The organism is Aureimonas sp. AU22 (genome assembly GCF_001463745.1).
In the GTDB taxonomy this organism is placed as follows: Bacteria; Pseudomonadota; Alphaproteobacteria; order Rhizobiales; family Rhizobiaceae; genus Aureimonas.
Window position 1 is genome coordinate 38,120 of sequence record NZ_BBWJ01000022.1, and the last position, 21,964, is coordinate 60,083.

A 21,964-nucleotide genomic window follows, 5' to 3' on the forward strand; every position below is an offset into this window, starting at 1 on the left:
AAGGATTTCCCGGCGAACGCATCGGGCCCCGCCGCCCTTTCCCCGGGACGGAAAGGAGACGACCGATGCATCGCTCGCGTGAACCCAGACACCCCAACACCGACGCACAGATCCTTGCCCGAGGCCTCGGATGGTTCTCGATCGCTCTTGGCCTCTTGGAACTCGCCGCCCCCCGCCGCCTGCGCGAGGAGACGGGTTTGCCCGCCCCGGCGGGGCTCGTGCGCGCTTTCGGTTGGCGCGAGATCGCGACCGGCGTCGCCATCCTCGCCTCCCGCCGTCCGGTCGCCATGGTCTGGGGTCGGGTCGCGGGCGACATGGCCGATCTCGCCGTGCTCGCGCCCACGCTTCGCCCCGACAACCCGCATCGCCTGGGCGGCGGCGGCGCGCTGGCGATGGTGGCGGCCATCACCGCTCTCGATCTCTGCATCGCGCTTCAGGGCGACGAGACGAACTGATGGAAAGTCTTTCCCGATGACGGTTCAGATCCCACTTTCCGACGAGGCGCTGGCACCCGAGCGCGCTGGTCCCGCTCATCTCCACGAGGTGCGCCCCGATCTCGCCTATCTCAGGACCGCGCTCGTCAACGTCGTCCTGATCGGCCACCCGAATGCCGGCGACCGGGGCTGGGTTCTGGTGGACACGGGTATCACCGGCGGACGCGAGGCGATCGTTGCGGCCGCCGGCGCCCGTTTCGGCCCGGGCGTGCGCCCCGCGGCGATCCTTCAGACGCACGGGCATTTCGACCATATCGGCGCACTGGAGGCCCTGAGCGACGCCTGGGAAGCGCCCGTCCTCGCCCATCCGCTGGAGCACCCGTTCCTGGACGGTCGCGAAAGCTATCCTCCGCCCGACACGAAGGCGGACGGCGGCATCATGCCGAAGCTGGCTCCGCTGTTTCCCCGTTCGCCGGTCGACGTCTCGCGCCGGCTGCGGGCGCTGCCGGAGGACGGCACGATCGCTGAGCTGCCCGGCTGGCGCTGGCTCCACACACCCGGCCATACGCCCGGCCACGTCTCGCTCTGGCGCGCGACGGACCGGACGCTGGTCGCCGGCGACGCGGTGATCACGACCGGCCAGGAATCGGCCTACGAGGTGGCCGCCCAGACTGCGGAAATGCACGGGCCGCCACGATACTTCACGCCGGACTGGACGGCCGCCGCCCACTCGGCGCGCGATCTGGCGGCGCTGGACCCCGAGCTTCTCGTCACCGGCCACGGGCGCGCCATGGCGGGCCCGCTGATGCGAGGCGCGCTACATCGGTTGGCCGACCACTTCGAGGAGATCGCCCCGCCCGCGCACCTGCAGGCAGCGGCGCCGCCCACGCCTTGAACGGCGCGACGAAACGGCCCGGCATCCAACACGGGCCGCGCGCGTTTCACTTGCGGAAACAAGGAGACAGGCGATGAACCAGTCCAAGATCACCGACGGCATGAACGACCGGCCGCGCGACGCCTCGATCGGTCAGACGGCAGGAGGATTGCCCGACGACAGCGGCCGCCCAATCGAGGTCGACGAAAAGGAGGCGTCCCGTATCGAAGCCGCGATCGGCGGCGCGGGCGAGGACGAGAGCGAGGCACACCCGTCATGAGCTGCCGGGGATCCCACGCGCTGCGCGTCGCCCTCGCGCTCTCGGCGGCGCTGACGCTGGCCGCCTGCAATGGTTCGGCGGGTCAGAAGGCCGGGAGCGGCGACGGACCGACCGGCAGCGCCGGTTCGTCCAACGAGCGCGGCACCGCCACGAACGGCGCACCGGCGGCCGAGTAGCGCCGAAGCGGCGGCCGCTCAGCTCGAGGCGCGGTCGTCGCCTACGCCATTCGATCGGCGCCGGGGCGGGCTCGTCGACGCCGCCCGCCCGTCCGGCCTCAGGGTCGACCGCCCATCGCGCGGCGTGCCGACGCGCGCTGGGCCGATAGCGATGCGACCGGTGCGCCACCGGTCTGGAAGGTGCCGACCCGCTCGGACAGTTTGGCGGTTTCGGTCATCAGCGCCTTCGTGGCGGCGGTGGTCTCCTCCACCATCGCGGCGTTCTGCTGGGTGACCTTGTCGACCTGGTTGGCGGCGGTCGATACCTCCGACAGGCTGATCGACTGGTCCTGTGCCTTCTGCGCGATGGCGCTCACCACCCGGCTCATCTCGCCGACCTGCGCGACGATCTCCTCGATGCTCCGGCCGGTCGCGGTGACGAGTTCGACGCCGGCCTCGACATGACCGCCGGACGCCTGGATCAGGTCCTTGATCTCCTTCGCCGCTTCCGCCGAACGTTGGGCGAGGCCCCGGACCTCCTGGGCGACCACGGCAAAGCCCCGGCCTGCCTCGCCCGCACGTGCCGCCTCGACGCCGGCGTTCAAGGCCAGGAGATTGGTCTGGAAGGCGATCTCGTCGATCACCGAGATGATCTTGCCCACCATGTCGGACGACTGCTTGATCGCGCCCATGGTCTTGATCGCCGACGCGACGATCTCCTCGCCCTTCTGCGCGTTGCGCAGGGCGACGCTCGCCGTCTTCTGCGCCTGGGTCGCCTCGCTCGTGGTTTCGCGCACCCCCTGGCTCACCTGACCGATCGCGGCCGACGTCTGCTCGAGGGCCGCGGCCTGCTGTTCGGTGCGCTGAGCGAGATCGCCCGCCGCCACCGCGATCTCCGACATGCCCTCGGCGATCCGGGTCGAGGCGCCCTGGACCTCGCGGATCGTGTCGCCGAGCGTCGTGCGCGCCCGGTTGTAGTCGAGCCGCAGCTGGTCGAGCTCGGGCGTGAGGGGAACATCGAGCTCCTGGTCGAGCCGGCCTTCGGCGAGCGCTCCCAGCGCCCCGCCGATCTGGCTCACGGCCCTGACCCGCGGCGTGACGTCGGTGGCGAACTGCACGATCTTGGCGACCGCACCCTTCGCATCGAGGATCGGATTGTAGGATCCCTGGATCCAGACGTCCCCGCCGCCCTTCGCCCTCCGGCGGAACTCGCCGCTCTGGAACCGGCCTCCACGCAGCTCGCCCCAGAACCGCGCATAGGCATCGCTCGCGCGGTGGGCGGGATCCACGAACAGGGCATGCTCCTGGCCGACGATCTCGCCGAGCTGATAGCCGAACGCCTTCAGGAAGGTCTCGTTGGCGGTCAGCACCGTGCCGTCGGGACGGAACTCGATCACCACCTGGCTGCGGTTGATCGCCGCGATCTGGGCGGTGAAGTCGATGTTGGCGAGACGCTCCTTGGCGTCGGCCCATTCGACGCAGAAGCCGAGGAGCCGCCCGTCGCGACGCATCGGCGTCACCATCAGGTCGAAGCTCCAGTTGGCCACGCGGATCGTGGCGCTGTAGCGCGACTGGAGCGCGGCGAGAAGCTTGCGCTGGTGGGCGGGGGCCTTGTGGAAGATGTCGATGTTGCTGCCGATCAGCGTGGCGACGGAGAAGTTCGGCAGTTCCTTGCGCAGGTCGGCCTCGGCCTCGCGCAGGAGTTCCGTCAGGGTCGCGTTGACGAAGGTGATGCGCAGGTCCGCGTCGGCCAGCATCACGTTGGCGTTGAGACCTTCGAGCGCCATGCGCATCGTCGCCGCGCGCGAACTGCCGAAGATCGCGAATGTCATGTCATCCCTCCATCGCCGCGTCCGAGGCGCGCGCCGGGGTTGCATTCTGATCGCGTAAAATTGCCGTGTGGTTAATGATGTGGATATCGCCGCCCGTGGGGAGATAGGCGGCGGCTTTCCGTCGACCGGTCGCAGCCGGGGGGTCCGCGATCAGTTGCGCGTGGTCAGGCACGCCGCGCCGGCTGCGCGCATCCGTCCGCACAGGCGGGTGGCGGAGGCCCGATCCGGGAAGGCGATGCGAACGCGGTAGTACGACCGTTGTCCCCGGCCGCCGAGCTGCGTGGTGAGCACCACCGGCTGGTGGTCGCGCAGAAGCGTGCCGAGGCGTCCCTGCAGCGACCGGTAGGCGTCGAGGGCCCGCGCCTTGTTCGGCCCGGCCACCAGTTGCACGCCCCAGGGCGCGATCGCTTCCGCCAGCGCGCTGCGGGTCTTCGGCGGGCTCCCCGTCTGGATCGCGGCGAGCGTCGTCAGGCAGTCGGCGGACGCGTCGTTCCCGGGGCTCGCGCCGACGCCCTCTGAAAGGCTCACGCCCGTGATGAAGCGCACATGCGCCAGCGTCTCGCCGGGAAGGCTGGCCTCTCCGTTCTGCCACCGTGCGATGCGCCCCGGGCCGGCATTGTAGGCAGCGGCCGCGAGTTCCAGGCTGCCGAACCGGCCGCGCAGCTCGGACAGGTAGCGAGCCGATGCCGGGATCGCCGCTTCGGGGTCGAACGGATCGGCCAGGCCGCGCTCGCCCGCTGTCGCCGGCATGAACTGCGCGATCCCCTGCGCCCCGACCCGGCTGCGCACGTCCGGCCGAAAGCTGCTTTCGCGCCAGATCAGGCGTGTCAGGAAGGAGGGCGGAAGCGCATGGTCCGCCGCTGCGCGGTCGATCAGCCCGCAGATCACGCCGCGCGACGTTTCGTCCGCGCGGGCGGTGGCGCCGGCACCGGCGAGACCAAGCGCCAGCGTGGCGAGGGCGGCAATCATGCGCAAGCGTCGGTTCCTCCGGCTGGCGCCGTGTCATTCGACAAGACCTAGCGGCCTTGCCTTGCCCCGAGATAGACGGGCGCCGGCAATTCTCGCCGTGGTGTGCCGACGCCTCGTTCGGGAAGGCGGCCTTACCAAGGCGGGTTCGCGCCATAGCTTTCCGAGGAGTTGGCCCACCGGAGCAACGCGTATGCGCGCGTTCGCGGGTCGGATCGACGACCAGATGTGCAAGGAGTGTCGAGTATGCCGGGTACGAGCGAAGCCTCGGGATCGTTCGCGAGCGGGTTGCACGGCATCGTCCTCAGCTTCCCCGTCGCGCTGTTCACGACGGCGCTGGCGGCCGATGCGGCGTATCTGGGAAGCGCCGAGATCCAGTGGAGCAATTTCGCCAGCTGGTCGATCGCGGGCGCCCTCGTCTTCGGTGGCCTTGCCCTCCTGTGGGGGCTGGTCGACTGGCTGCGCTTCCTTCGCCGGCCGGGCGGCGCGCGGCGCCTGGCCTATGTCGTGGTGCTTGCCGCGATGTTCGCGGTCGGCCTCGTCGATGCCTTCCACCATGCACGCGACGGCTGGAGTTCGGTCGGCATGACCGGCCTCGGCCTCTCGGCCGCCGCGACCCTTCTCGCGCTGGTCGCCGGCTGGATGATGTTCTCGCGGGTCGCGCGATGGGAGATGGTTCGATGACGAAGGCTCTCTGGACGACGCTGGCGGCGGCGCTCGCCCTTTCCGGCTGCGAGGGCAGCGACCCCGGCCTGAACCAGACCGGCGCGCAACCCGACCTGCCCGCCATCCGTGAGACGCTGGTTCCGCCGATGAACATCGCGACGCCAGCCGGATGGAACGGCGAGGCGCCGACGGTTCCGGACGGCTTCACCGTCACCGCCTTCGCCAGCGACCTGTCGATCCCGCGCCAGATGCTGATCCTGCCGAACGGCGACGTGCTGGTATCCGAAGGGCGCGGCGGCCATGCGCCGGCGCTCCGGCCGAAGGACATCATCGCCGGCGTCATCAAGAAGCGGGGCAATTCGAGCGGAAGCGGGGGCAACCGCATCACCCTCCTGCGCGATGCCGACAACAACGGCCAGCCCGAGGTGCGCACCGTTCTCATCGACGATCTCGATGCGCCCTACGGCCTCGCCTATGTCGACGGCTTCCTCTACGTCGCGAACCAGGGAGCGCTGATGCGCTTTCCCTACGAGGAAGGGCAGACGGAGATCACCGCGCCGGGCGAGGAGGTGGCCAAGCTGCCGTCCGCGATCAACCACCACTGGACGAAATCGCTGGCTGCCAGCGCCGACGGCTCCAAGCTCTACGTGGGGATCGGCTCCAACAGCAATGTCGGCGAGCGCGGCATGAACGTGGAGGAAGAGCGGGCGGTCGTCTGGGAGATCGATCGCGCCACCGGGGCCCGCCGCACCATCGCGCGCGGCATCCGCAACCCGACGGCGCTGGCGATCGAGCCGACGAGCCGTGCGCTCTGGGCCGTCGTCAACGAGCGCGACGAACTGGGGCCCCAGCTCGTGCCGGACTACCTGACGCAGGTCCAGGACGGCGCCTTCTACGGCTGGCCCTACAGCTACTGGGGCAAGAATCTCGACCCGCGCGTCGAGCCGCAGCGGCCCGATCTCGTCGAGACGGCGATCGCGCCGGACTACGCGCTCGGCTCCCATGTGGCCGCGCTGGGCCTGTCCTTCGCCACCGACGGCGGGTTCGGCGGCACCTTCGGCCAGGGCGCCTTCATCGGCGAGCATGGCAGCTGGAACCGTCAGGACCTGTCCGGCTACAAGGTGGCGTTCGTGCCGTTCCAGGACGGCCGGCCGGCCGGCGAGCCGGTGGATTTCGCGACCGGCTTCCTGACCGGCGACGGTCAGGCCCGCGGGCGTCCGGTCGGCGTCGCGTTCGATGCGCAGAAGCGCGTCCTTCTCGTGGCCGACGATCTGTCCAACACCGTCTGGCGCATCGCGCAAGGCGAGCCGGCGCAAGCGTCTCTGCGGCCCGCGCGGTAAGCGGGAGCGGCCGGCGCCGCTCCCCCGCCCGTCGGCAAGCCTAGACGGTGACGCGCCACGTCATGGCGCGGCTCTCGCCCGGCGCGAGATGCACGATGCCCGGCTTCTCGGCGAACTCCCCGTCCCAGCCCTCCGGGCTCGCCATCGAATACCAGGGCTCGATGCACAGGAAAGCGGCGCCGGTCGGCTTCGACCAGAGCCCCAGGTCGCGGTAGCCCTCCCAGGCGAACAGGAGAGCGCGCTCGACCGAGCCGTCCGCCGCCCGTGCGACGTAGCGCACCGAGCGGCTGGCGACATCGGGCAGCACGAGGGCGTCGGCGGCAAACAGCTCTTCCGAGAGCGGCAGGACGTGACCCTCGAGGGGAATGCGCCTTACGGGGCCGAGGAGCCCGTTCCGCACCGAGAGCGCCTCGCCCGTCTCCACACCGTCGAATTCGATGGCGTGGTCGCCCTTGGCCACGCCATCGACGAGCGGCCAGCGGAAGCCGGGATGGGCGCCGAGCCCGAAGGGCAGGACCTGCGATCCCGGATTGGTCACCTCGGCCGTGACCTTCAGCGTCGCGGCCTCGATCTCGTAGGTCATGTCGAGCCGGAAGGCGAAGGGGTAGCGGGCGCGGCTCTGCGCGTCGTCCTCGAGGCGCAGGACGGCGCGCGTGGGCGCTTCTTCGACGAGCCGGAACTCGCCGTCGCGGGCAAAGCCATGCTGCGTCATCGGGTAGGGCCGGCCCGCATGGTGCAGCGTATCGCCGGCCAGGCGGCCTACGATCGGGAAGAGGACCGGCGACCGGCGCGGCCATTCGGGACCGCCCTGCCAGAGAAGCTCGTCGCCGTCCCGATCTTTCAGGCTGGAGAGTTCCGCACCGACAAAAGCGATCTCCGCCGACAGCTCGTTCGATTGAAGGGTGATCCGGTCGCTCATGCGCGCTCCCATTCTGGAGCACTTCCCCTACGCCAAGCCGCGCGTCGAGGACAGGGTCTATGCGGCCGCCGGGCCGCCGTGCGGGAGCCCGCCGCGGTCTTCGGGATCCGTCCGCGACGCTGCGGCCTGGTCGTTCGGATGTCCGTCGCTGATGACATTCCGGGAAAGTTGCGCTTTCCTGTCTTCGACGGATAATCTGTATGCAATTTCGAGCGGAAGATGTCGGCAGCTCGCAGTCGAGGCTGCGGATGGTGAATGGGTTTGTGGCGTGACGAGTGAAACCATCCCGGACGACAGGGGCGAGGCCACGGACCGCGCTTCCGTGATCTGCCGCGCCATCCGGCGCGCGATCCTGGAGCGTGCGTTGGCGCCGGGCGACAAGCTGCCGGAGGACCAGCTCGGCGAGCGCTTCGGGGTCAGCCGCACGCTGGCGCGCCATGCGCTCGGCCAGCTCGCGTCCGAGGGCCTGGTGGAGCTGCGCCGCAACCGGATCGCCGTGGTCGCCACGCCCTCGTTCGAGGATGCGCGGGACGAGTTCGACATGCGCATCGAGCTGGAGCGGCTGGTGGTCCGCCGTCTCGCGGGCCGGTTGACTCCCCGCCAGATCGCCGAGCTTGCGGCCCATGTGGAGGCGGAGGAAGCGGCGCGGGGCGGCCCGGACGCCGCCTCGCTGCGCCTCGCCACCGAATTCCACGTGAGGCTGGCCGAGATGACGGGGCGACCGACCCTGTCGCGCTATGTCAGAGAAACCGCCTACCGCTCCTGCCTGTCGCTCGCGACGTTCGGTCGCCCGCATTCCTCGGAATGCGCGATTTCCGAGCATCGCGAGGTCCTCGCCGCGCTGGAGGCGGGCAACGAGGCGAGGGCGGGCGAACTCATGGCGCATCATCTCGACCAGGTAGCGCAGCGCGCCCTCCTGAAGGCGCCGGAGGCGCGGGGCGACCTGATGGACATCCTCGCGCCCTATGCGCAGCTGGAGGCGCCGCCGCCGCGTCGCAAGCGGGTCGCGACGGACGGCTGACGCGCCGTCAGCGGCGCAGTGCCGGGTCGAGGATCCATTCCGCGCTGTCGTTCCAGACGTCCATCCTGGTGATGCGCCCGTCCACCACCTCGAAGCGATCGACATAGCGGTTGCCGTCGAAGGCCGTTCCGTCCGGCCATTCGCCGAAGAGATGGCCGATCGAATAGACCACGGTCGCATCGGGACCGGGCGCCACGTCGAACCGCCCCATCCGCTTCTTCACCCACTTGTAGCGCGCCGCATTGACGGCCGTCGGCCCGCTCGGGTGATCGAACACGCGCCCGCCCGTGAAGGTGATGGTGCAGCCCGGCGCCATGAAGCCGGCCGCCCGGTCGGGATCGGGCACCATCGAGGCTTCGAGATAGGCACGCACGATCGCGGCGGGGTCAGTCGCGTCCCCATTCGAAACTGTATGCATTTTGAGGTCCATTTCGCTTTTCCCTCTTTTCAAGTCCGCATGCAGTCCATACGATTGCCCGGTGTGGTGCAGTGCGAAGATGTGTTCAATCTTTGCGCAGCCTTGCGCCGCCGTCCATCCGCCGTGCCGCGATTCCGTTCCCACCCCACTTCAGGAGCCGACATGACCCGCTTCAAACTGGCCGCCATGGCCGCAGCCCTTCTGGCCCTGGCCGGACCTGCCAGCGCCAAGTCGCTGACCGTCGGCGCCAACATCGGCAACGTGCCCTGGGAGTTCCAGGACGAAAAGTCCGAGACCGTCGGCTTCGAGGTCGAGCTGGTCCGGGAAGCCGCCAAGCGCATGGGCTACGACGACGTCCAGTTCGAGAACATCCCGTTCAACGGCCTGTTCTCCGCCGTCCAGTCCGGCCGCATCGACGCCGCGATCTCCTCGATCACGATCACCAAGAAGCGGCTGGAGTCGGTCTCCTTCGCCCAACCCTACTACGACAGCGACCAGTCGCTCTCGGTGCTGAAGGACTCCGGCATCACCGGCCTCAAGGGCCTCTCCGGCAAGGTCGTCGGCGTCGACACCGGCTCCACCGGCGACATCTACGCCACGCAGCACGAAAAGGACCTCGGCCTCTCCGAGATCCGCCGCTTCGAGGGCCTGTCGCCGGCCATGCTGGATCTGGCCGCCGGCCGCATCGACGGCTACATCTCCGATATTCCGGCCGTCGCCTACTACATCAAGGACAAGCCGCAATACGCCGTGGTCGAGCGCATCCCGACCGGCGAGCAGTATTCGGTGATGTTCGCCAAGGACTCGCCGCTCGTTGCCGAGGCCACCAAGGCGATCACGGAAATGAAGTCCAACGGCTTCCTGTCCCAGCTTCACGAGAAGTGGTTCGGCACCAAGCCCGATGCCGCGACCTCGACCGTGAAGGTTCTCGACGCGCCGAAGCTCTGACGCGGCGGTTCCGAACGTTACCGGATGCGGGGTGCCACGCCCCGCATCCGCGATCCCCCGATGGCAGGGTCAGGCATGGACATCGTCACAACCTTCTTCAATGTCGACGTTCTCTGGCGCTCGATGCCCCAGCTCCTCCAGGGCCTGTGGCGCACGGTGCTGCTCGGCGGACTGTCGATCCTGCTCGGGCTCGTCGGCGGCCTCGCCCTGGCCCTGGTGCGGCTCTACGCACCGCGCCCGCTGCGCTGGCTCTCGATCGCCTATATCGACGTCTTCCGTGCGCTCCCGGTGCTCGTCTGGCTCGTCATCGTCTACTACGCCTTTCCCTTCATCGGCATCCGCCTGTCGCCCTTCGCCTCCGCCTGCCTGGCGCTGACCACCGTGTCGGCGGCCTATACGGCGGAGATATACCGCGCCGGCATCGAGGCGATTCCGCGCGGCCAGTTCGAGGCGGCGCAGTCGATCGGCCTCAACGCGATCGACGTGATGCGCGACGTGGTGCTGCCCCAGGCGGTGCGCATCGTGATCCCGCCGCTCACCAACAATTCGATCAACGTGATGAAGGACACCGCGCTCGCGTCCGTGGTCGCTCTGCCCGACCTCCTGAAGCAGGCGACGCAGGCGCAGGCGCTCGCCGCCAACCCGACGCCGCTGATCGGCGCGGCGCTGCTTTACCTCGTCCTGCTTCTGCCCTTGGTGCGCCTCGTCGCCCGCTTCGAGACCCGCTACTCCAGCCGGGAGGCCCGCTGACATGGCTCCGACCCCGTCCGCCGAGCCGATCATCCGCATGCGCGGCGTCCAGAAGCGCTACGGCCATTTCACCGCCCTGAAGGGCGTCGATCTCGACGTCGCCGCGGGCGAGGTCGTGGTGCTTCTCGGGCCCTCCGGGTCGGGCAAGTCGACGCTCATCCGCTGCATCAACCATCTCGAGGAATACGACGCGGGCGACGTGTTCGTCGGCGGCGTGCGCGTCGAGCGGGGGCGCAATCTTCTGAAGGTCCGCCAGCAGACCGGCATGGTGTTCCAGGCCTTCAACCTCTTCCCCAACCTCACGGTGCTCGACAACGTCGCGCTCGGGCCGGTGCGGGTGAAGAAGCTGTCCTGGGACGAGAGCCGCGCACGGGCGCAGACGCTGCTCGACCGCGTCGGCATCGGGGCGCAGGCGCAGAAGTTTCCGACCCAGCTGTCCGGCGGCCAGCAGCAGCGCGTCGGCATCGCCCGCGCGCTCGCCATGGAGCCGCGCATCCTCCTCTTCGACGAGCCGACTTCGGCGCTCGACCCCGAAATGGTGGGCGAGGTTCTCGACGTCATCAAGGGGCTCGCCCATTCCGGGGTGACCCTCGTCCTCGTGACCCACGAGATGGGATTCGCCCGTCAGGTCGCCGACCGCATCGTCTTCATGGAGGACGGCGAGATCCGGGAGGTCTCGACGCCCGACGTGTTCTTCTCCTCGACCCGCAACGAACGCGCCCGCGCCTTCCTCGACGCGGTGCTCAACCACTGATTCCACCAGACAGGCGCGGGGTGGACGCGCCAGCAAGGCCAGGCAGCATGACCCTCGATCTCGATTTCGTCCGCGCCCAGTTCCCGGCGCTTCAGGGCGAGTGGACCTTCATGGACAACGCCGGCGGCAGCCAGGTGCTGCGCACCGTCGCCGAGCGCGTGTCCGACTACCTTTTGACCACCAACGTCCAGACCGGCGCGAGCTACGAGCCGAGCCGCGTATCGACCGCCCGCGTCTCGCAGTCGCGCGAGGCCTTCGCCCGCTTCATGAACTGCGACCCGGGCGAGATCGTGGAAGGGCCCTCCACCACGATCCTCATCCGCTTTCTATCGGAGGCGATGACCGGGCGGCTGCAGCCGGGCGACGAGATCATCCTCACCAACACCGATCACGAGTCCAATATCGGCCCGTGGCTGAAGCACGAGGCGCGCGGGGTGAAGATCCGCTGGTGGCGCTGCGACCCGGAAACCTACGAGCTCGACCTTGCCGAGCTGAAGGGAATGATGAACGAGCGCACCAAGCTCGTCTGTGTCACCCACGCCTCCAACATCCTCGGAACGATCAACCCGATCCGTGCCATCGCCGATGTCGCCCATGCCGGTGGGGCGGAGCTCTGCGTCGACGCCGTCGCCTATGCGCCGCACCGGGCGATCGACGTCCGAGCGCTCGATGCCGACTACTACATCTTCAGCATCTACAAGGTGTTCGGCCCGCACCATGCGGTGATGTTCGGCAAGCGCGACAAGCTGCTCGCGCTCGACAACATCTATCACTACTTCTTCGACAAGACCCGCGTGCCCCACAAGCTGGAGCCCGGCAACATCAACTACGAATGCGCGTGGGGCTCGATCGGCGCGGTCGAGTATGTCGAGGAGCTCGGGGCCCGCGCGGGGGCGGGGGAGGGACGCGCCGCGATCGAGGCCGGATTTGCCGCGATCGCGAGCCAGGAGCGTGCCGTCAGCGGGCGCCTCATGGACTTCCTTCAGAGCCGCAACTCGGTGCGCATCATCGGCCGCACCTCGACGGCGATCGCCGATCGCGTCTCCACCATCTCCTTCACGGCCGGCGAACGAAGCTCGCGCGAGATCGTCGAAGCGGTGGACGCCGCAAGGATCGGCATCCGCTACGGCGACTTCTACGCCAAGCGCATCGTGGAGGAGCATGGACTGACGAGGACCGAGGGCGTGGTTCGCGTGTCCATGGTCCACTACAACACGCTGGACGAGGTCGACCGCCTCATCGCGGCGCTGGAGCCCGCCCTGTGAGCGAGCCGTTCGACCTCGTGATCCGCGGCGGCACGGTCGCGACCGCTTCGGACGTCTTCACGGCCGACGTCGGCATTCGCGACGGGCGCATCGTCCAGATCGGCGAGACGCTGGCGGAAGGGCGCCAGGATATCGACGCCGCCGGCCGCTACGTGCTGCCGGGCGGCATCGACAGCCATGTCCACATCTCGCAGCCGTCCGGGGACGGCATCGTCATGGCCGACGACTTCGAGAGCGGCACGCGCTCGGCGCTGTTCGGCGGCAACACCACTGTCCTGCCCTTCTGCCTGCAGGAGAAGGGCCAGTCGCTGCGCGCGGCGCTGACGGCCTACCACGCGCTGGCGGACGGCAACTGCTACACCGACCATTCCTTCCACATGATCGTCTCCGACCCGACCGCGTCCGTGCTCGGCCAGGAGCTGCCGGCGCTCGTCGCCGACGGCTACACCTCGTTCAAGGTCTTCATGACCTACGAGGGCCTGCGGCTGAACGATGCGCAGATCCTGGAAACGATGGATGTCGCCCGCCGCACCGGGGCGCTCGTCATGGTCCACTGCGAGAACGAGGACGCGATCCGCTACCTCATCGGGCGGCACGAGGCTTCGGGCGACGTCGCGCCGCGGGCGCATGCGACGACCCGGCCGATCGTGGTGGAGCGCGAGGCAACGCACCGTGCCCTGTCGCTCGCCGAGGTGGTCGACGTGCCGGTGGTCATCGTCCACGTCTCCAACGGCGCGGCGATCGACGAGATCCGCGCCGCGCGCGCGCGCGGCCGCAAGGTGATCGGCGAGACCTGCCCGCAATATCTCGTGCTCACCGCCGACGACCTCGACGGCATGGACTGGGAGGGGGCGAAGTTCGTCTGCTCGCCGCCGCCGCGCGACACGGCCTCCCAGGAGGCCTGCTGGCGGGGCCTCGAGACCGGCGTCTTCGACCTCTTCTCCTCCGATCACTGCCCCTTCCGCTACGACGATCCCGCCGGCAAGCTGAACCCGAAGGGCAAGACGAGCTTCCGCCACATCCCGAACGGCATTCCCGGCGTCGAGACGCGGCTGCCGATCCTGTTCTCCGAAGGGGTGATGAAGGGCCGGATCGACCTCTCCCGCTTCGTGGCGCTGACCGCCACCAACCATGCCAAGGTCTACGGGCTCGAGCGAAAGGGCCGGATCGCGGTCGGCATGGACGCCGACATCGCGATCTGGGACCCCGAGGCGCGGCGCACCATCCGCCACGCCGACCTCCACGACGGGGCCGACTACAGCCCCTACGAGGGGATCGAGATCCGGGGCTGGCCGACCACCGTGGTGCTGGGCGGCAAGATCATGGTGCGGGACGGCACGCTCGTCGGCGCCAAGGGCGACGGGCACTACCGCGCCCGGGCGCTGCCGACGATCTGACGACGCCGCATTCTCCGCGAAAGCCGAGCAGGCTTTCGCGTCCGGACATGCGAAGATCGGAGCGCTACGCGGCGTCCGCGATGCGGGCGCCGCTCGCGCCGTCGAAAAGGTGGGCCGTTGCGGGATCGAAGCGGACCGGAATGGTCTCGCCCGGCCGCAGCGCCAGGCGTTCGCGGAACAGGCAGGAGATCGCCTGTCCCCCAAGCCGGGCGCCGACCATCACCTCGGACCCCGTGGGCTCGACGACCTCGACGCGGATCGGCACGCCGCCGTCCTCGATGCGCACGTGCTCGGGACGGATGCCATAGGTGGCCTCGCCCGGCTTCACGGTGCCGGCCCGGCCCGGCAGGGGAAGCTCCTGACCGTCGGCCGTGACGAACCGGTCGGCATCGATCCGCCCTTGCACGAAGTTCATCGCCGGCGAGCCGATGAAGCCGGCCACGAACGTGTTGGCCGGCCGATCGTAGAGGTCGAGCGGGGCGCCGACCTGTTCCACCCGGCCGTCGCGCATCACGACGATCTTGTCGGCCATCGTCATCGCCTCGATCTGGTCGTGCGTGACGTAGACGATCGTGGTCTTCAGGCGCTGGTGCAGGTTCTTGATCTCGGCCCGCATGGAGACGCGCAGCTTGGCGTCGAGGTTCGACAGGGGCTCGTCGAACAGGAAGACCTGCGGGTCGCGCACGATGGCGCGGCCCATGGCGACGCGCTGGCGCTGGCCGCCGGAGAGCTGGCGCGGGAAGCGGTCGAGTAGCGGGGTGAGACCGAGGATGTCGGCCGCCGGCTTCACGCGGCTCTCGATCTCGGACCTCGCTGCGTTCTTGAGCTTCAGCGCGAAGCCCATGTTGTCGGCCACCGACATGTGCGGGTAGAGCGCGTAGTTCTGGAACACCATGGCGATGTCCCGCTCCTTGGCGGGCAGGTCGTTGACGACCCGCCCGCCGATCCGGATCTCGCCGCCCGAAATCTCCTCGAGTCCGGCCAGCATGCGCAGGAGCGTGGACTTGCCGCAGCCGGACGGCCCGACGAGGACCACGAACTCGCCGTCCGCAATGTCGATCGAGACGCCGTGGATCGTGGCGACCGAACCATAGCTCTTCTTCACGTCGCGGATGGTGACGGGGGCCATGACGATTTCCTTATTTGACCGCGCCGGCCGTCAGACCGGCGACGATCTGGCGCTGTGCGACGATGGTGAGCACGAGGACGGGCAGGGTGACGACGAGGGCGGCCGCCGCCAGCGGGCCCCAGCTCACCTGCTCGAAGGACAGCATGTTGTAGACGGCGACGGGCAGCGTGCGCGTCTCGCGGCTGGCGAGCACGATGCCGAAGACGAAGTTGTTCCAGGAGAAGATGACGGCGAGGATCAGCGAGACCACGATGCCGGGCCGCGCGATCGGGAGCGCCACCCGGGAGAAGACCTGCCAGCTCGTCGCCCCGTCGATCACCGCAGCCTCTTCCAGCTCCAGCGGCGTCGTCTCGAAATAGCCGATCATCACCCAGATCACGATCGGCACCGTGACCACGAGATGGATCACGATCTGCGGCAGAAGCGTGCCGAGAAGGCCGATCGTCTGGAACAGGAGGAAGAGCGGGATCAGGAAGGAGAGCCCCGGCGTCATGCGCGCGATCATGATGACGATCGCGGCCTTGTTGGCCTTCAACCGGGCGATGCCGTAGCCGGCGGGAACGCCGACCACGAGGGCCAGAAGCGTCGCCGTACCGGTGACGAGGACCGAGTTCCAGAAATAGAGAAGGAAGTCGTTCTCGGCGAAGATCCTGACGTAGTTCGCCCAGGCGATGCGCTCGGGGATCAGGATCGGCGGGTAGGCGCCGTTGTCGATCTCGAACTTCAGGGAGAGCGACAGCATCCACACGAAGAAGAACACGGCCGGCGACACGAAGACGAGACCGAGGAACAGGAGGCCTGCGCGGTCGGCGATACGACGGAGCTTCATGGCGCGGTGCCCTTTCATCCGTTCCACTTCGCCCGCTGCTTCAGATGCAGCATGACGAGCGACATGGCGACGATGACGACGAAGAAGACGACGGCGATCGCCGATCCGTAGCCGATGTCGTAGTAGGAGAAGGCGACGTTGTAGAGGTAGATGTTGATCGTCTCCGACGCGGTGCCGGGCCCCCCTTGCGTCATCGCGTAGATGATGTCGAAGCTCTTCAGGGCGTCGATCGAGCGGATGATCACGGCCACCATCATGAAGGGCGCGATGAGCGGCAGGGTGATGTAGCGGAACTTCTGCCAGCCGTTCGCGCCGTCGATCTCGGCGCCCTCGTAGGGCTCGCGCGGCAGCGAGGCGAGGCCGCCGAGCACGATCAGCATGACGAGCGGCGTCCACTGCCAGGTCTCGACCAGCACCAGCGAGGGGATCACGGTGGACTGGTCGTAGATCCAGGACTGCTCGGGCAGGCCCGCCACCGACAGGAGGTAGTTGAGGACGCCGAGCGAGGGGTTGAACATCATCGTCCAGACCAGAGCGATGGCGACGGGCGTCGCCATCATCGGCATGACGAAGATGGCGCGCAGGATCCCCTTGAGCGGCATCCTGGAATCGAACAGGACGGCGGCGATCGTGCCGAGGACGAGGGGCGCGACCACCGACAGGGCGGTGTAGACGAGCGCGTGGCCCATCGATTCCCAGAAGCGGATGTCGGTGGCCAGCCGCGCGTAGTTCTCCCATCCGACGAACGTCACCTCGCCGCCGAGCCGCCAGGCGTTCACGCTCATGTAGAGCGTGAAGACCCAGGGGAAGACGATCACCGCCACAACCACGACGAGCGCCGGAATGACGAAGGGCCAGTAGCTGGGGCGAAGTCGCCCCCGCTTTCCCGTCATGGCGGAAGCCGCGACGGGATCGTCGGCGTGGGAGGTCACGGCGCTCATCAGGCCTCGCTGCGCTCCAGGATGGGCTTGAACTGCTCGGTCGCGGCCTTCAGCTCCGTCGCCGGGTCGGCGCCGCCCAGAAGGTTGGTGAGCGCCACGCCGTAGATGTCGCGGAACTCGGTGACCGGGATCACCACGGGAAGGGCGATCTGGCTCACCTTGGCGGACCCCGCCACCGCGTCGGCCCATTCGGCCGGCATGGTCACGCCCTTGCGGACCTCGGCGTCCTCCACGATCGAGGTGCGGAACGGAACGCCTGCGCCGGCCTGGAAGAGACGGGCGCCCATCTCCTTCGAGACGGCCCACTGGCAGTAGAGATAGGCCGCTTCCTTGTTCTGCGAGGCCTCGGTCACCGCGATGCCGTCGCCGAGCGTCGGGGCGGCGCGCCCGGCGGGGCCCGCGGGAACCACGCCGTAGCCGACCTTGCCGACGACGCGCGAGAGCTCGGGGTTCTCCAGGGGTGCCGCGAAGCCGACGCCGTCGAACCACATGCCGACCTTGCCCTGCAGGAAGGCGGACTGGCATTCGGCCCAGTTGAAGCCGGTGACGCCGCGCGGCGCTGTCTCGGTCATCAGCGCCTGGTACAGCTTGGCCGCCTCGACGCCCTTGTCGTTGTCGGCGAGGATCGTCCCGTCCTCGCCGATCGCCTGCTGGCCGAAGCCGAGCATCAGCGAGGTCCAGACCGGCGTGTTGGCGTTCTTCATGCCGCGCGCGACGAAGCCGGAAGTGCCGGCCTCCTTGTCGGTGAGCGCCTTGGCGGCGGCCAGCATCGCGTCGAAGGTTTGGGGGTAGGCGAGGCCCTTGGCTTCGAAGAGCTCCTTGTTCCAGTAGACGATCCAGTAGTCCACCGAGAAGGGCAGCGCGCGGATGCGGCCTTCGCCGTCCTTTGCGTAGGAGAGGCCCGCGGGCGCGAAGTCGCCCTCGTTGAGCGAGGCGTCCGTCAGCGCCGGGTCGGCCATGAAGGGCGACAGGTCGGCCAGCCAGCCGGCCTTCTCGAACTGCCGCTTCTGGGCGTGAAAGCTGATATGGATGACGTCGAAGCTCGGACGCCCGGAGGTGAGTTCGATCACCGCCTTCTGGCGCTGCTGCTGCTCGGGCGTGGCCTCCGAGTTGACCTTGATGCCGGTCAGCGCCTCGAACTCCGCCTGATACTTGCGCAGGAGTTCGCCGCGCGGGTTCTTCGTGAGGTTCACCTCGATCGTCGTGCCGGCGTGCTTCTTCCAGTCGACGCCGGCCGCCCAGGACGGGCGGACGCCGGCCAACGCCAGTGCAGTGACGGCGGCGGTGCCGGCGAGGAAGCGGCGGCGCGACAGGTGCAGGGTCTCGTTCGGCATGCGGGTTGTCCTCCCTCGGGGCCGGGGCGTCCTCCAACGCTTTTCGTCCGGCCGGTTTCAGATGGTGAGCGCCAGCCTCCTGGCGTTGTCGATATGCACGCCGACGGCATCGGCGGCGCGGGCAGGTTCACGGCTCTCGATGGCCTCGATAACGGCGAGATGCTCGCGCATCACCGGCACCACGCGCCCGTCGATCCGGTAGCGCTCGTGGTGGATCAGGCGCAGCTTCACCGAGTTGACGCGGTAGGCCATGGAGATGATCGAGTTGCCGAGCGCGTCGATGAACGTGTCGTGCAGACGCCAGTCGATCGCCTGCGCCGCCTGTTCCTCCTCGCGGGTCAGGGCGCGCGAAAGCGCCATCGCCAGCATCTCCTCGTGCTCGCGGCGCAAGCCCGCCACCACGAGGTCGGGCGCCGAGCGCGTGAAGGTCGCGACCGCCTCCTTCTCCAGGAACAGGCGGAACTGGAAGGCCTCGCGGATGAGGTTGAGATCGACATGGGCGATCTGGATACCCCTTTGGGGCACCGTGCGCAGAAGTCCCTCCGATTCGAGGCGCGGGATGATCTCGCGGATGGCGCCGAGCGGCAGTCCGGTGCGCTGGACGAGCTGTCGCTGCGTGACGAACTCGCCGGGCGCGAAGTCGCGGGAGATCAGCTTCTCGATGATGCTCTCGTAGGCGAGCTCGCGCAGCTTGAGCGCGTCGCCACCCTTCGCTCGCCCGGATTCGCCCGCGACCTCGTCCACGGTTCAGGCCGCCGCCGCTTCGCGGAAGCCGTCGAGCAGGCGGCCTAGCGTCGCCCGTCCGTCCGCGGGGGTGGAAACGAGCGGCGCGCGCACCCGCGTCCAGCCTTCCTCGCCCGTGCGATGGGCGACCAGCGCCTTGACGGCGGGCGTCACCGGATGGCGCAGCACGGCTTCCACCAGCTCGTTCAGGGCGGGATCGTCGCGCCCGTCGCGGATCAAAGCCGAGAGGCGGCCGGCCAGGACGTTGGCGAGGCCCGAGATCGCCCCTTGGGCACCGAGTCGCACACCGGCCGCTAGGCTCCGCTCGTCGCCGATCAGGATGGCGAGATCCCGGTGCTCGGCCAGGAGCCGCTCGGTATAGGACCAGTTGCCCGACGAATCCTTGACACCGGCGATCGCCTGGGGAAATTCGGCGCGCAGCGCTGCGACCAGCGACACCGGCAGTTCCACCGCGGTGACGGAGGGGATGTTGTAGAGGATGATGCCGCGCGCGGCTTCGCCGAGCGTCTGCAGAACCTCTCGGAACCAACGCCCGACGCCCTCTTCCGAGACGTTCTTGAAGTAGGACGGGGGCGCCAGGAGGACGCCGCGCGCGCCAAGGTTCAGGATCTCCGCGGCCTGCGCGGCGGCGTCGCCGCTGGCGTTCGCCATCACGCAGGCGACCAGCCTGTCGCCGCCAAGGCCCGCCGCCGCGAACGCGCTCAGCATCCGGCTGCGCTCGGCCTGGTCAATGGACGAGCCCTCGCCGGTCGTGCCGAACAGTGTGACGCTCGCGCATCCCTCGTCGAGGCAGCGCCGGGCATGGCGAACCGCAACGGCGGCGTCGCATCGGCCTGCCGTGTCGAAGGGCGTCGTCAGCGCGGCCGACAGTCCGAATGGCGATTGGGTCATGGTGGATCCTCCTGCCCGATCACTAGCTAACATGTCAGATGGTTGTCAATCGGTCATCGCGGTTCGCGATGCATGGGCGAGCGGAGGAACGGATCATGCCTCGACGCCTCGACTTGAATGGAGGGGGCCCATCACCTGTCCTGCGTTCGACCGCGCCCGGGCCGGCGCCCGACCTTGCGAGGCCTCAGCGCGATTGATCGAGGACGAAGACGACCGGACGATCGTGGCCAAGCATCTCGCGGGTCAGCTCGAGCCTGCTCGAGCCCACCCGCCGCACCTCTGCGGCGGGAAAGCGGTCGAGGAAACGCTCCACCGGCTCGATCGCCAGCACGCCCTTCGGGCTGTGGTAGTGCATCGGAATGATCGCCCCCGGCCGGATGCGCTCGATCGCCCGGTCGAGATCGTCGAGCGCGATCGTCGCATGGGCGCCGGTCAGGGCCAGCAGGAGATCGACCTCGCCCGCGAGCGCGTCGAGATGCTCGGGCGGGACGGGATTGCCGATGTCGCCCATGTGGAGGACGCGGATGCCGCCGAGTTCGAAGAGGTAGAGGGCGTTGGCGTCGGGATCGCGTCCCCCGAAATCGAAGGTGAGGCTCTCGTAGGCGGGAAAGGGGCGGATGCGCAGGCCCCCGACGAGCGCCCCCTCCGGCGGCAGTTCGAGCGCGTTCACGACGATCGGATCGCCCGACACGTGGCTCGGATCGGAATGGAAGCGGTCGGTCGCCGAACTCATGACGACGAGATCGGCGGGCTCGTCGATCCGGTCGAACCCGCTTCCGTGCGCGCCCGGCGTATAGGGATCGGTGACGACCGCAAGACCGTCCGCCTCCAGACGGAAGCTCGCATGGGCATAGAAGGTGATCGTCAGCATCCGGGTCCTCCGCCGCCGCGCCGCCGCGGTCCGAAGCGTCCTAGCACCTTGCGCGCCGCCGCGTCCGGCGCATCAGCGCCGGGCGAAGCTGAAGCTGAAGGCGTCGCCGCGATGGTAGTCCTGCGCGAACAGGACGGCCTCGCCGCGTTTGGTGAAACAGGTCTCGGTGATCAGGAGTGCGGGTTCGAAGTCGGCGAGGTGATGGGCCTTCACCACCTCCCTCGGCAGCGGCACCGCGGCGACCGTCGCCGTCGACATCACAGGCTCCTTGTCCTGGCCGCGCAGGAGATCGACCACCGAACCGGTCCAGTCAATGGCGTCCGGATCGCCGCCCGGCAGGTCGTCGATGCGCAGGTAGTTCAGGGAATAGACGAGCGCCTTGCGTTCATGGAAGCGGAGCCGTTCCACCCGCGCCACCGCCGTCGCCGGGCTGCACTGGAGCGCGTTCGCGACCATCGCGCCCGCCTGCACGGCGCCGACGCCGATCAGCGTGCTGGCGGGGCGGTAGCCGAGCCCGCGCATCATCGTCGAGACGCTCTCGAAGCACGTGATGGGCCGCTCCACCATCAGCGTCGCGCCGGCGGTCAGGAAGCGGCCCCGGCCGTGCTGCGTCTCGATGATGCCGTCCTGTTCCAGGATCTTCAGCGCCTCCCGCAGGGTCGGGCGCGAGCACGCGAAGCGCTGGGTAAGCTGGTCCTCGCTCGGCAGCCTGTCGCCCGGAACCAGCGCGCTCCGCTGGATGAGGTCGAGGAGGCCGAGATGGATCTGGTCGACCGCGGAGGGCTTCTTGGGATGGCTACGCGCCATGCCGGCTCCTCCGTCGACACCCGGTCTGGCGGATCGTGACGGGCCTGCCGGACCGGGGGCGGCACGCGCTGGCGGCATGAGGCTCGACCGTCACGATGGGCTCCGGGGCTTGTGTTGCGCGGCAAGCTCGTCGCCCGTGGCCGGACCCGGCTGCGGGATGAGAGGTCTGACAACTAGCCTACGCTTTTTCGGTCCTGTCAACACGATGCAACGCGACGTCGCTAGTGACATCAAGGCCCTCGTTCGTGCTGCACTGCGGGGTGGCGATGAGCGGACGGGATCCCCGGCAAAGCGGATTGACAGGGTTCGGCGCCAGTGCAAATCTCGAACTCGTCGGACGTCTATCAACGACTGCGACCCGCCGAGGCGAGTGTCCAGCATCCGGCCTACCGATCGAGG

At 68.8% G+C, this 21,964-nt stretch carries 24 protein-coding genes; 12 read left to right on the forward strand and 12 right to left on the reverse strand.

Annotation, left to right across the window (positions count from 1 at the left end; all coding sequences use genetic code 11):
• The first annotated feature begins 65 nt into the window (after nt 1–65).
• The 4 genes from AUL34_RS08525 to AUL34_RS08540 all read left to right on the forward strand — a co-directional run bounded on the left by AUL34_RS08525 (nt 66) and on the right by AUL34_RS08540 (nt 1,764).
• Entirely contained in the window at nt 66–455 is a 390-nt protein-coding gene (locus AUL34_RS08525; RefSeq protein WP_061933200.1) for a hypothetical protein, read from the forward strand.
• Between the two features lie 16 nt (nt 456–471).
• Nucleotides 472–1,329 carry an MBL fold metallo-hydrolase gene (locus AUL34_RS08530; RefSeq protein WP_061933202.1) on the forward strand — a complete coding sequence of 286 codons (858 nt, stop codon included), beginning with the start codon at nt 472–474 and terminating at the stop codon, nt 1,327–1,329.
• A gap of 73 nt (nt 1,330–1,402) precedes the next feature.
• Nucleotides 1,403–1,588 (forward strand): hypothetical protein, encoded by a 186-nt coding sequence (locus AUL34_RS08535; RefSeq protein WP_061933204.1) that lies wholly within the window; start codon nt 1,403–1,405, stop codon nt 1,586–1,588.
• On the forward strand, nt 1,585–1,764 hold the full coding sequence (locus tag AUL34_RS08540; protein WP_061933206.1) for a hypothetical protein: 180 nt from the start codon (nt 1,585–1,587) through the stop codon (nt 1,762–1,764). Before AUL34_RS08535 ends, AUL34_RS08540 begins: the two co-directional genes overlap by 4 nt.
• Nucleotides 1,765–1,862: 98 nt before the next feature.
• On the opposite strand, the gene AUL34_RS08545 is transcribed toward AUL34_RS08540, so the two are convergent.
• Complete coding sequence (locus tag AUL34_RS08545; RefSeq protein WP_082653245.1) at nt 1,863–3,575, reverse strand: methyl-accepting chemotaxis protein; 1,713 nt, start codon at nt 3,573–3,575, stop codon at nt 1,863–1,865.
• A gap of 150 nt (nt 3,576–3,725) precedes the next feature.
• Nucleotides 3,726–4,544: a lytic transglycosylase domain-containing protein gene (locus AUL34_RS08550; RefSeq protein WP_061933208.1), complete on the reverse strand. Its 819-nt coding sequence runs from the start codon at nt 4,542–4,544 to the stop codon at nt 3,726–3,728.
• 243 nt (nt 4,545–4,787) lie between these two features.
• Here AUL34_RS08550 and AUL34_RS08555 point away from each other — a divergent pair, with 243 nt between their 5' ends.
• Both AUL34_RS08555 and AUL34_RS08560 read left to right on the forward strand, forming a co-directional pair.
• Nucleotides 4,788–5,225, forward strand: a complete 438-nt coding sequence (locus tag AUL34_RS08555; protein WP_061933210.1) for a DUF2231 domain-containing protein — start codon at nt 4,788–4,790, stop codon at nt 5,223–5,225.
• A complete protein-coding gene (locus AUL34_RS08560) occupies nt 5,222–6,547 on the forward strand; it encodes a sorbosone dehydrogenase family protein (protein WP_061933212.1) in 1,326 nt (441 codons plus the stop codon). Before AUL34_RS08555 ends, AUL34_RS08560 begins: the two co-directional genes overlap by 4 nt.
• Before the next feature lie 40 nt (nt 6,548–6,587).
• Here the strand turns inward: AUL34_RS08560 and AUL34_RS08565 are convergent, their stop codons facing one another.
• A complete protein-coding gene (locus AUL34_RS08565; protein WP_061933275.1) occupies nt 6,588–7,466 on the reverse strand; it encodes an aldose 1-epimerase family protein in 879 nt (292 codons plus the stop codon).
• A gap of 268 nt (nt 7,467–7,734) precedes the next feature.
• On the opposite strand from AUL34_RS08565, the gene AUL34_RS08570 reads away from it, so the two are divergent.
• Entirely contained in the window at nt 7,735–8,487 is a 753-nt protein-coding gene (locus AUL34_RS08570; protein ID WP_244492492.1) for a GntR family transcriptional regulator, read from the forward strand.
• 7 nt (nt 8,488–8,494) lie between these two features.
• Here AUL34_RS08570 and AUL34_RS08575 read toward each other — a convergent pair whose 3' ends face one another.
• On the reverse strand, nt 8,495–8,905 hold the full coding sequence (locus AUL34_RS08575) for a nuclear transport factor 2 family protein (protein WP_061933279.1): 411 nt from the start codon (nt 8,903–8,905) through the stop codon (nt 8,495–8,497).
• Nucleotides 8,906–9,067: 162 nt separating this feature from the next.
• Here AUL34_RS08575 and AUL34_RS08580 point away from each other — a divergent pair, with 162 nt between their 5' ends.
• From AUL34_RS08580 to hydA, 5 genes are all read left to right on the forward strand, one after another.
• Entirely contained in the window at nt 9,068–9,853 is a 786-nt protein-coding gene (locus AUL34_RS08580) for a transporter substrate-binding domain-containing protein (protein WP_061933214.1), read from the forward strand.
• Between the two features lie 75 nt (nt 9,854–9,928).
• Nucleotides 9,929–10,603 carry an amino acid ABC transporter permease gene (locus AUL34_RS08585; RefSeq protein WP_061933216.1) on the forward strand — a complete coding sequence of 225 codons (675 nt, stop codon included), beginning with the start codon at nt 9,929–9,931 and terminating at the stop codon, nt 10,601–10,603.
• A gap of 1 nt (nt 10,604) precedes the next feature.
• A complete protein-coding gene (locus AUL34_RS08590; protein WP_061933217.1) occupies nt 10,605–11,357 on the forward strand; it encodes an amino acid ABC transporter ATP-binding protein in 753 nt (250 codons plus the stop codon).
• Nucleotides 11,358–11,404: 47 nt separating this feature from the next.
• Complete coding sequence (locus AUL34_RS08595) at nt 11,405–12,622, forward strand: cysteine desulfurase-like protein (RefSeq protein ID WP_061933220.1); 1,218 nt, start codon at nt 11,405–11,407, stop codon at nt 12,620–12,622.
• Complete coding sequence (gene hydA / locus AUL34_RS08600) at nt 12,619–14,019, forward strand: dihydropyrimidinase (RefSeq protein WP_061933222.1); 1,401 nt, start codon at nt 12,619–12,621, stop codon at nt 14,017–14,019. Before AUL34_RS08595 ends, hydA begins: the two co-directional genes overlap by 4 nt.
• A 64-nt stretch (nt 14,020–14,083) precedes the next feature.
• On the opposite strand, the gene AUL34_RS08605 is transcribed toward hydA, so the two are convergent.
• The 8 genes from AUL34_RS08605 to AUL34_RS08640 form a co-directional block, all read right to left on the reverse strand.
• Nucleotides 14,084–15,148, reverse strand: coding sequence for an ABC transporter ATP-binding protein (locus AUL34_RS08605; RefSeq protein ID WP_061933224.1), 1,065 nt, complete (start codon nt 15,146–15,148; stop codon nt 14,084–14,086).
• A 10-nt stretch (nt 15,149–15,158) separates the two neighbouring features.
• Nucleotides 15,159–15,977, reverse strand: a complete 819-nt coding sequence (locus AUL34_RS08610; protein ID WP_061933226.1) for a carbohydrate ABC transporter permease — start codon at nt 15,975–15,977, stop codon at nt 15,159–15,161.
• A 14-nt stretch (nt 15,978–15,991) separates the two neighbouring features.
• Entirely contained in the window at nt 15,992–16,870 is an 879-nt protein-coding gene (locus AUL34_RS08615; RefSeq protein ID WP_061933282.1) for a carbohydrate ABC transporter permease, read from the reverse strand.
• A 47-nt stretch (nt 16,871–16,917) separates the two neighbouring features.
• Nucleotides 16,918–18,252, reverse strand: coding sequence for an ABC transporter substrate-binding protein (locus tag AUL34_RS08620; RefSeq protein WP_061933228.1), 1,335 nt, complete (start codon nt 18,250–18,252; stop codon nt 16,918–16,920).
• A gap of 57 nt (nt 18,253–18,309) precedes the next feature.
• The gene (locus AUL34_RS08625; protein WP_082653247.1) at nt 18,310–18,996 is read right to left on the reverse strand and encodes a GntR family transcriptional regulator; all 687 of its coding nucleotides are present in this window, start codon (nt 18,994–18,996) and stop codon (nt 18,310–18,312) included.
• 3 nt (nt 18,997–18,999) lie between these two features.
• Entirely contained in the window at nt 19,000–19,887 is an 888-nt protein-coding gene (locus tag AUL34_RS08630) for a dihydrodipicolinate synthase family protein (RefSeq protein WP_061933229.1), read from the reverse strand.
• Between the two features lie 184 nt (nt 19,888–20,071).
• The gene (locus AUL34_RS08635; protein WP_202814940.1) at nt 20,072–20,758 is read right to left on the reverse strand and encodes an MBL fold metallo-hydrolase; all 687 of its coding nucleotides are present in this window, start codon (nt 20,756–20,758) and stop codon (nt 20,072–20,074) included.
• A 72-nt stretch (nt 20,759–20,830) separates the two neighbouring features.
• Complete coding sequence (locus AUL34_RS08640; RefSeq protein ID WP_061933231.1) at nt 20,831–21,565, reverse strand: GntR family transcriptional regulator; 735 nt, start codon at nt 21,563–21,565, stop codon at nt 20,831–20,833.
• Nucleotides 21,566–21,964: the final 399 nt, after the last annotated feature.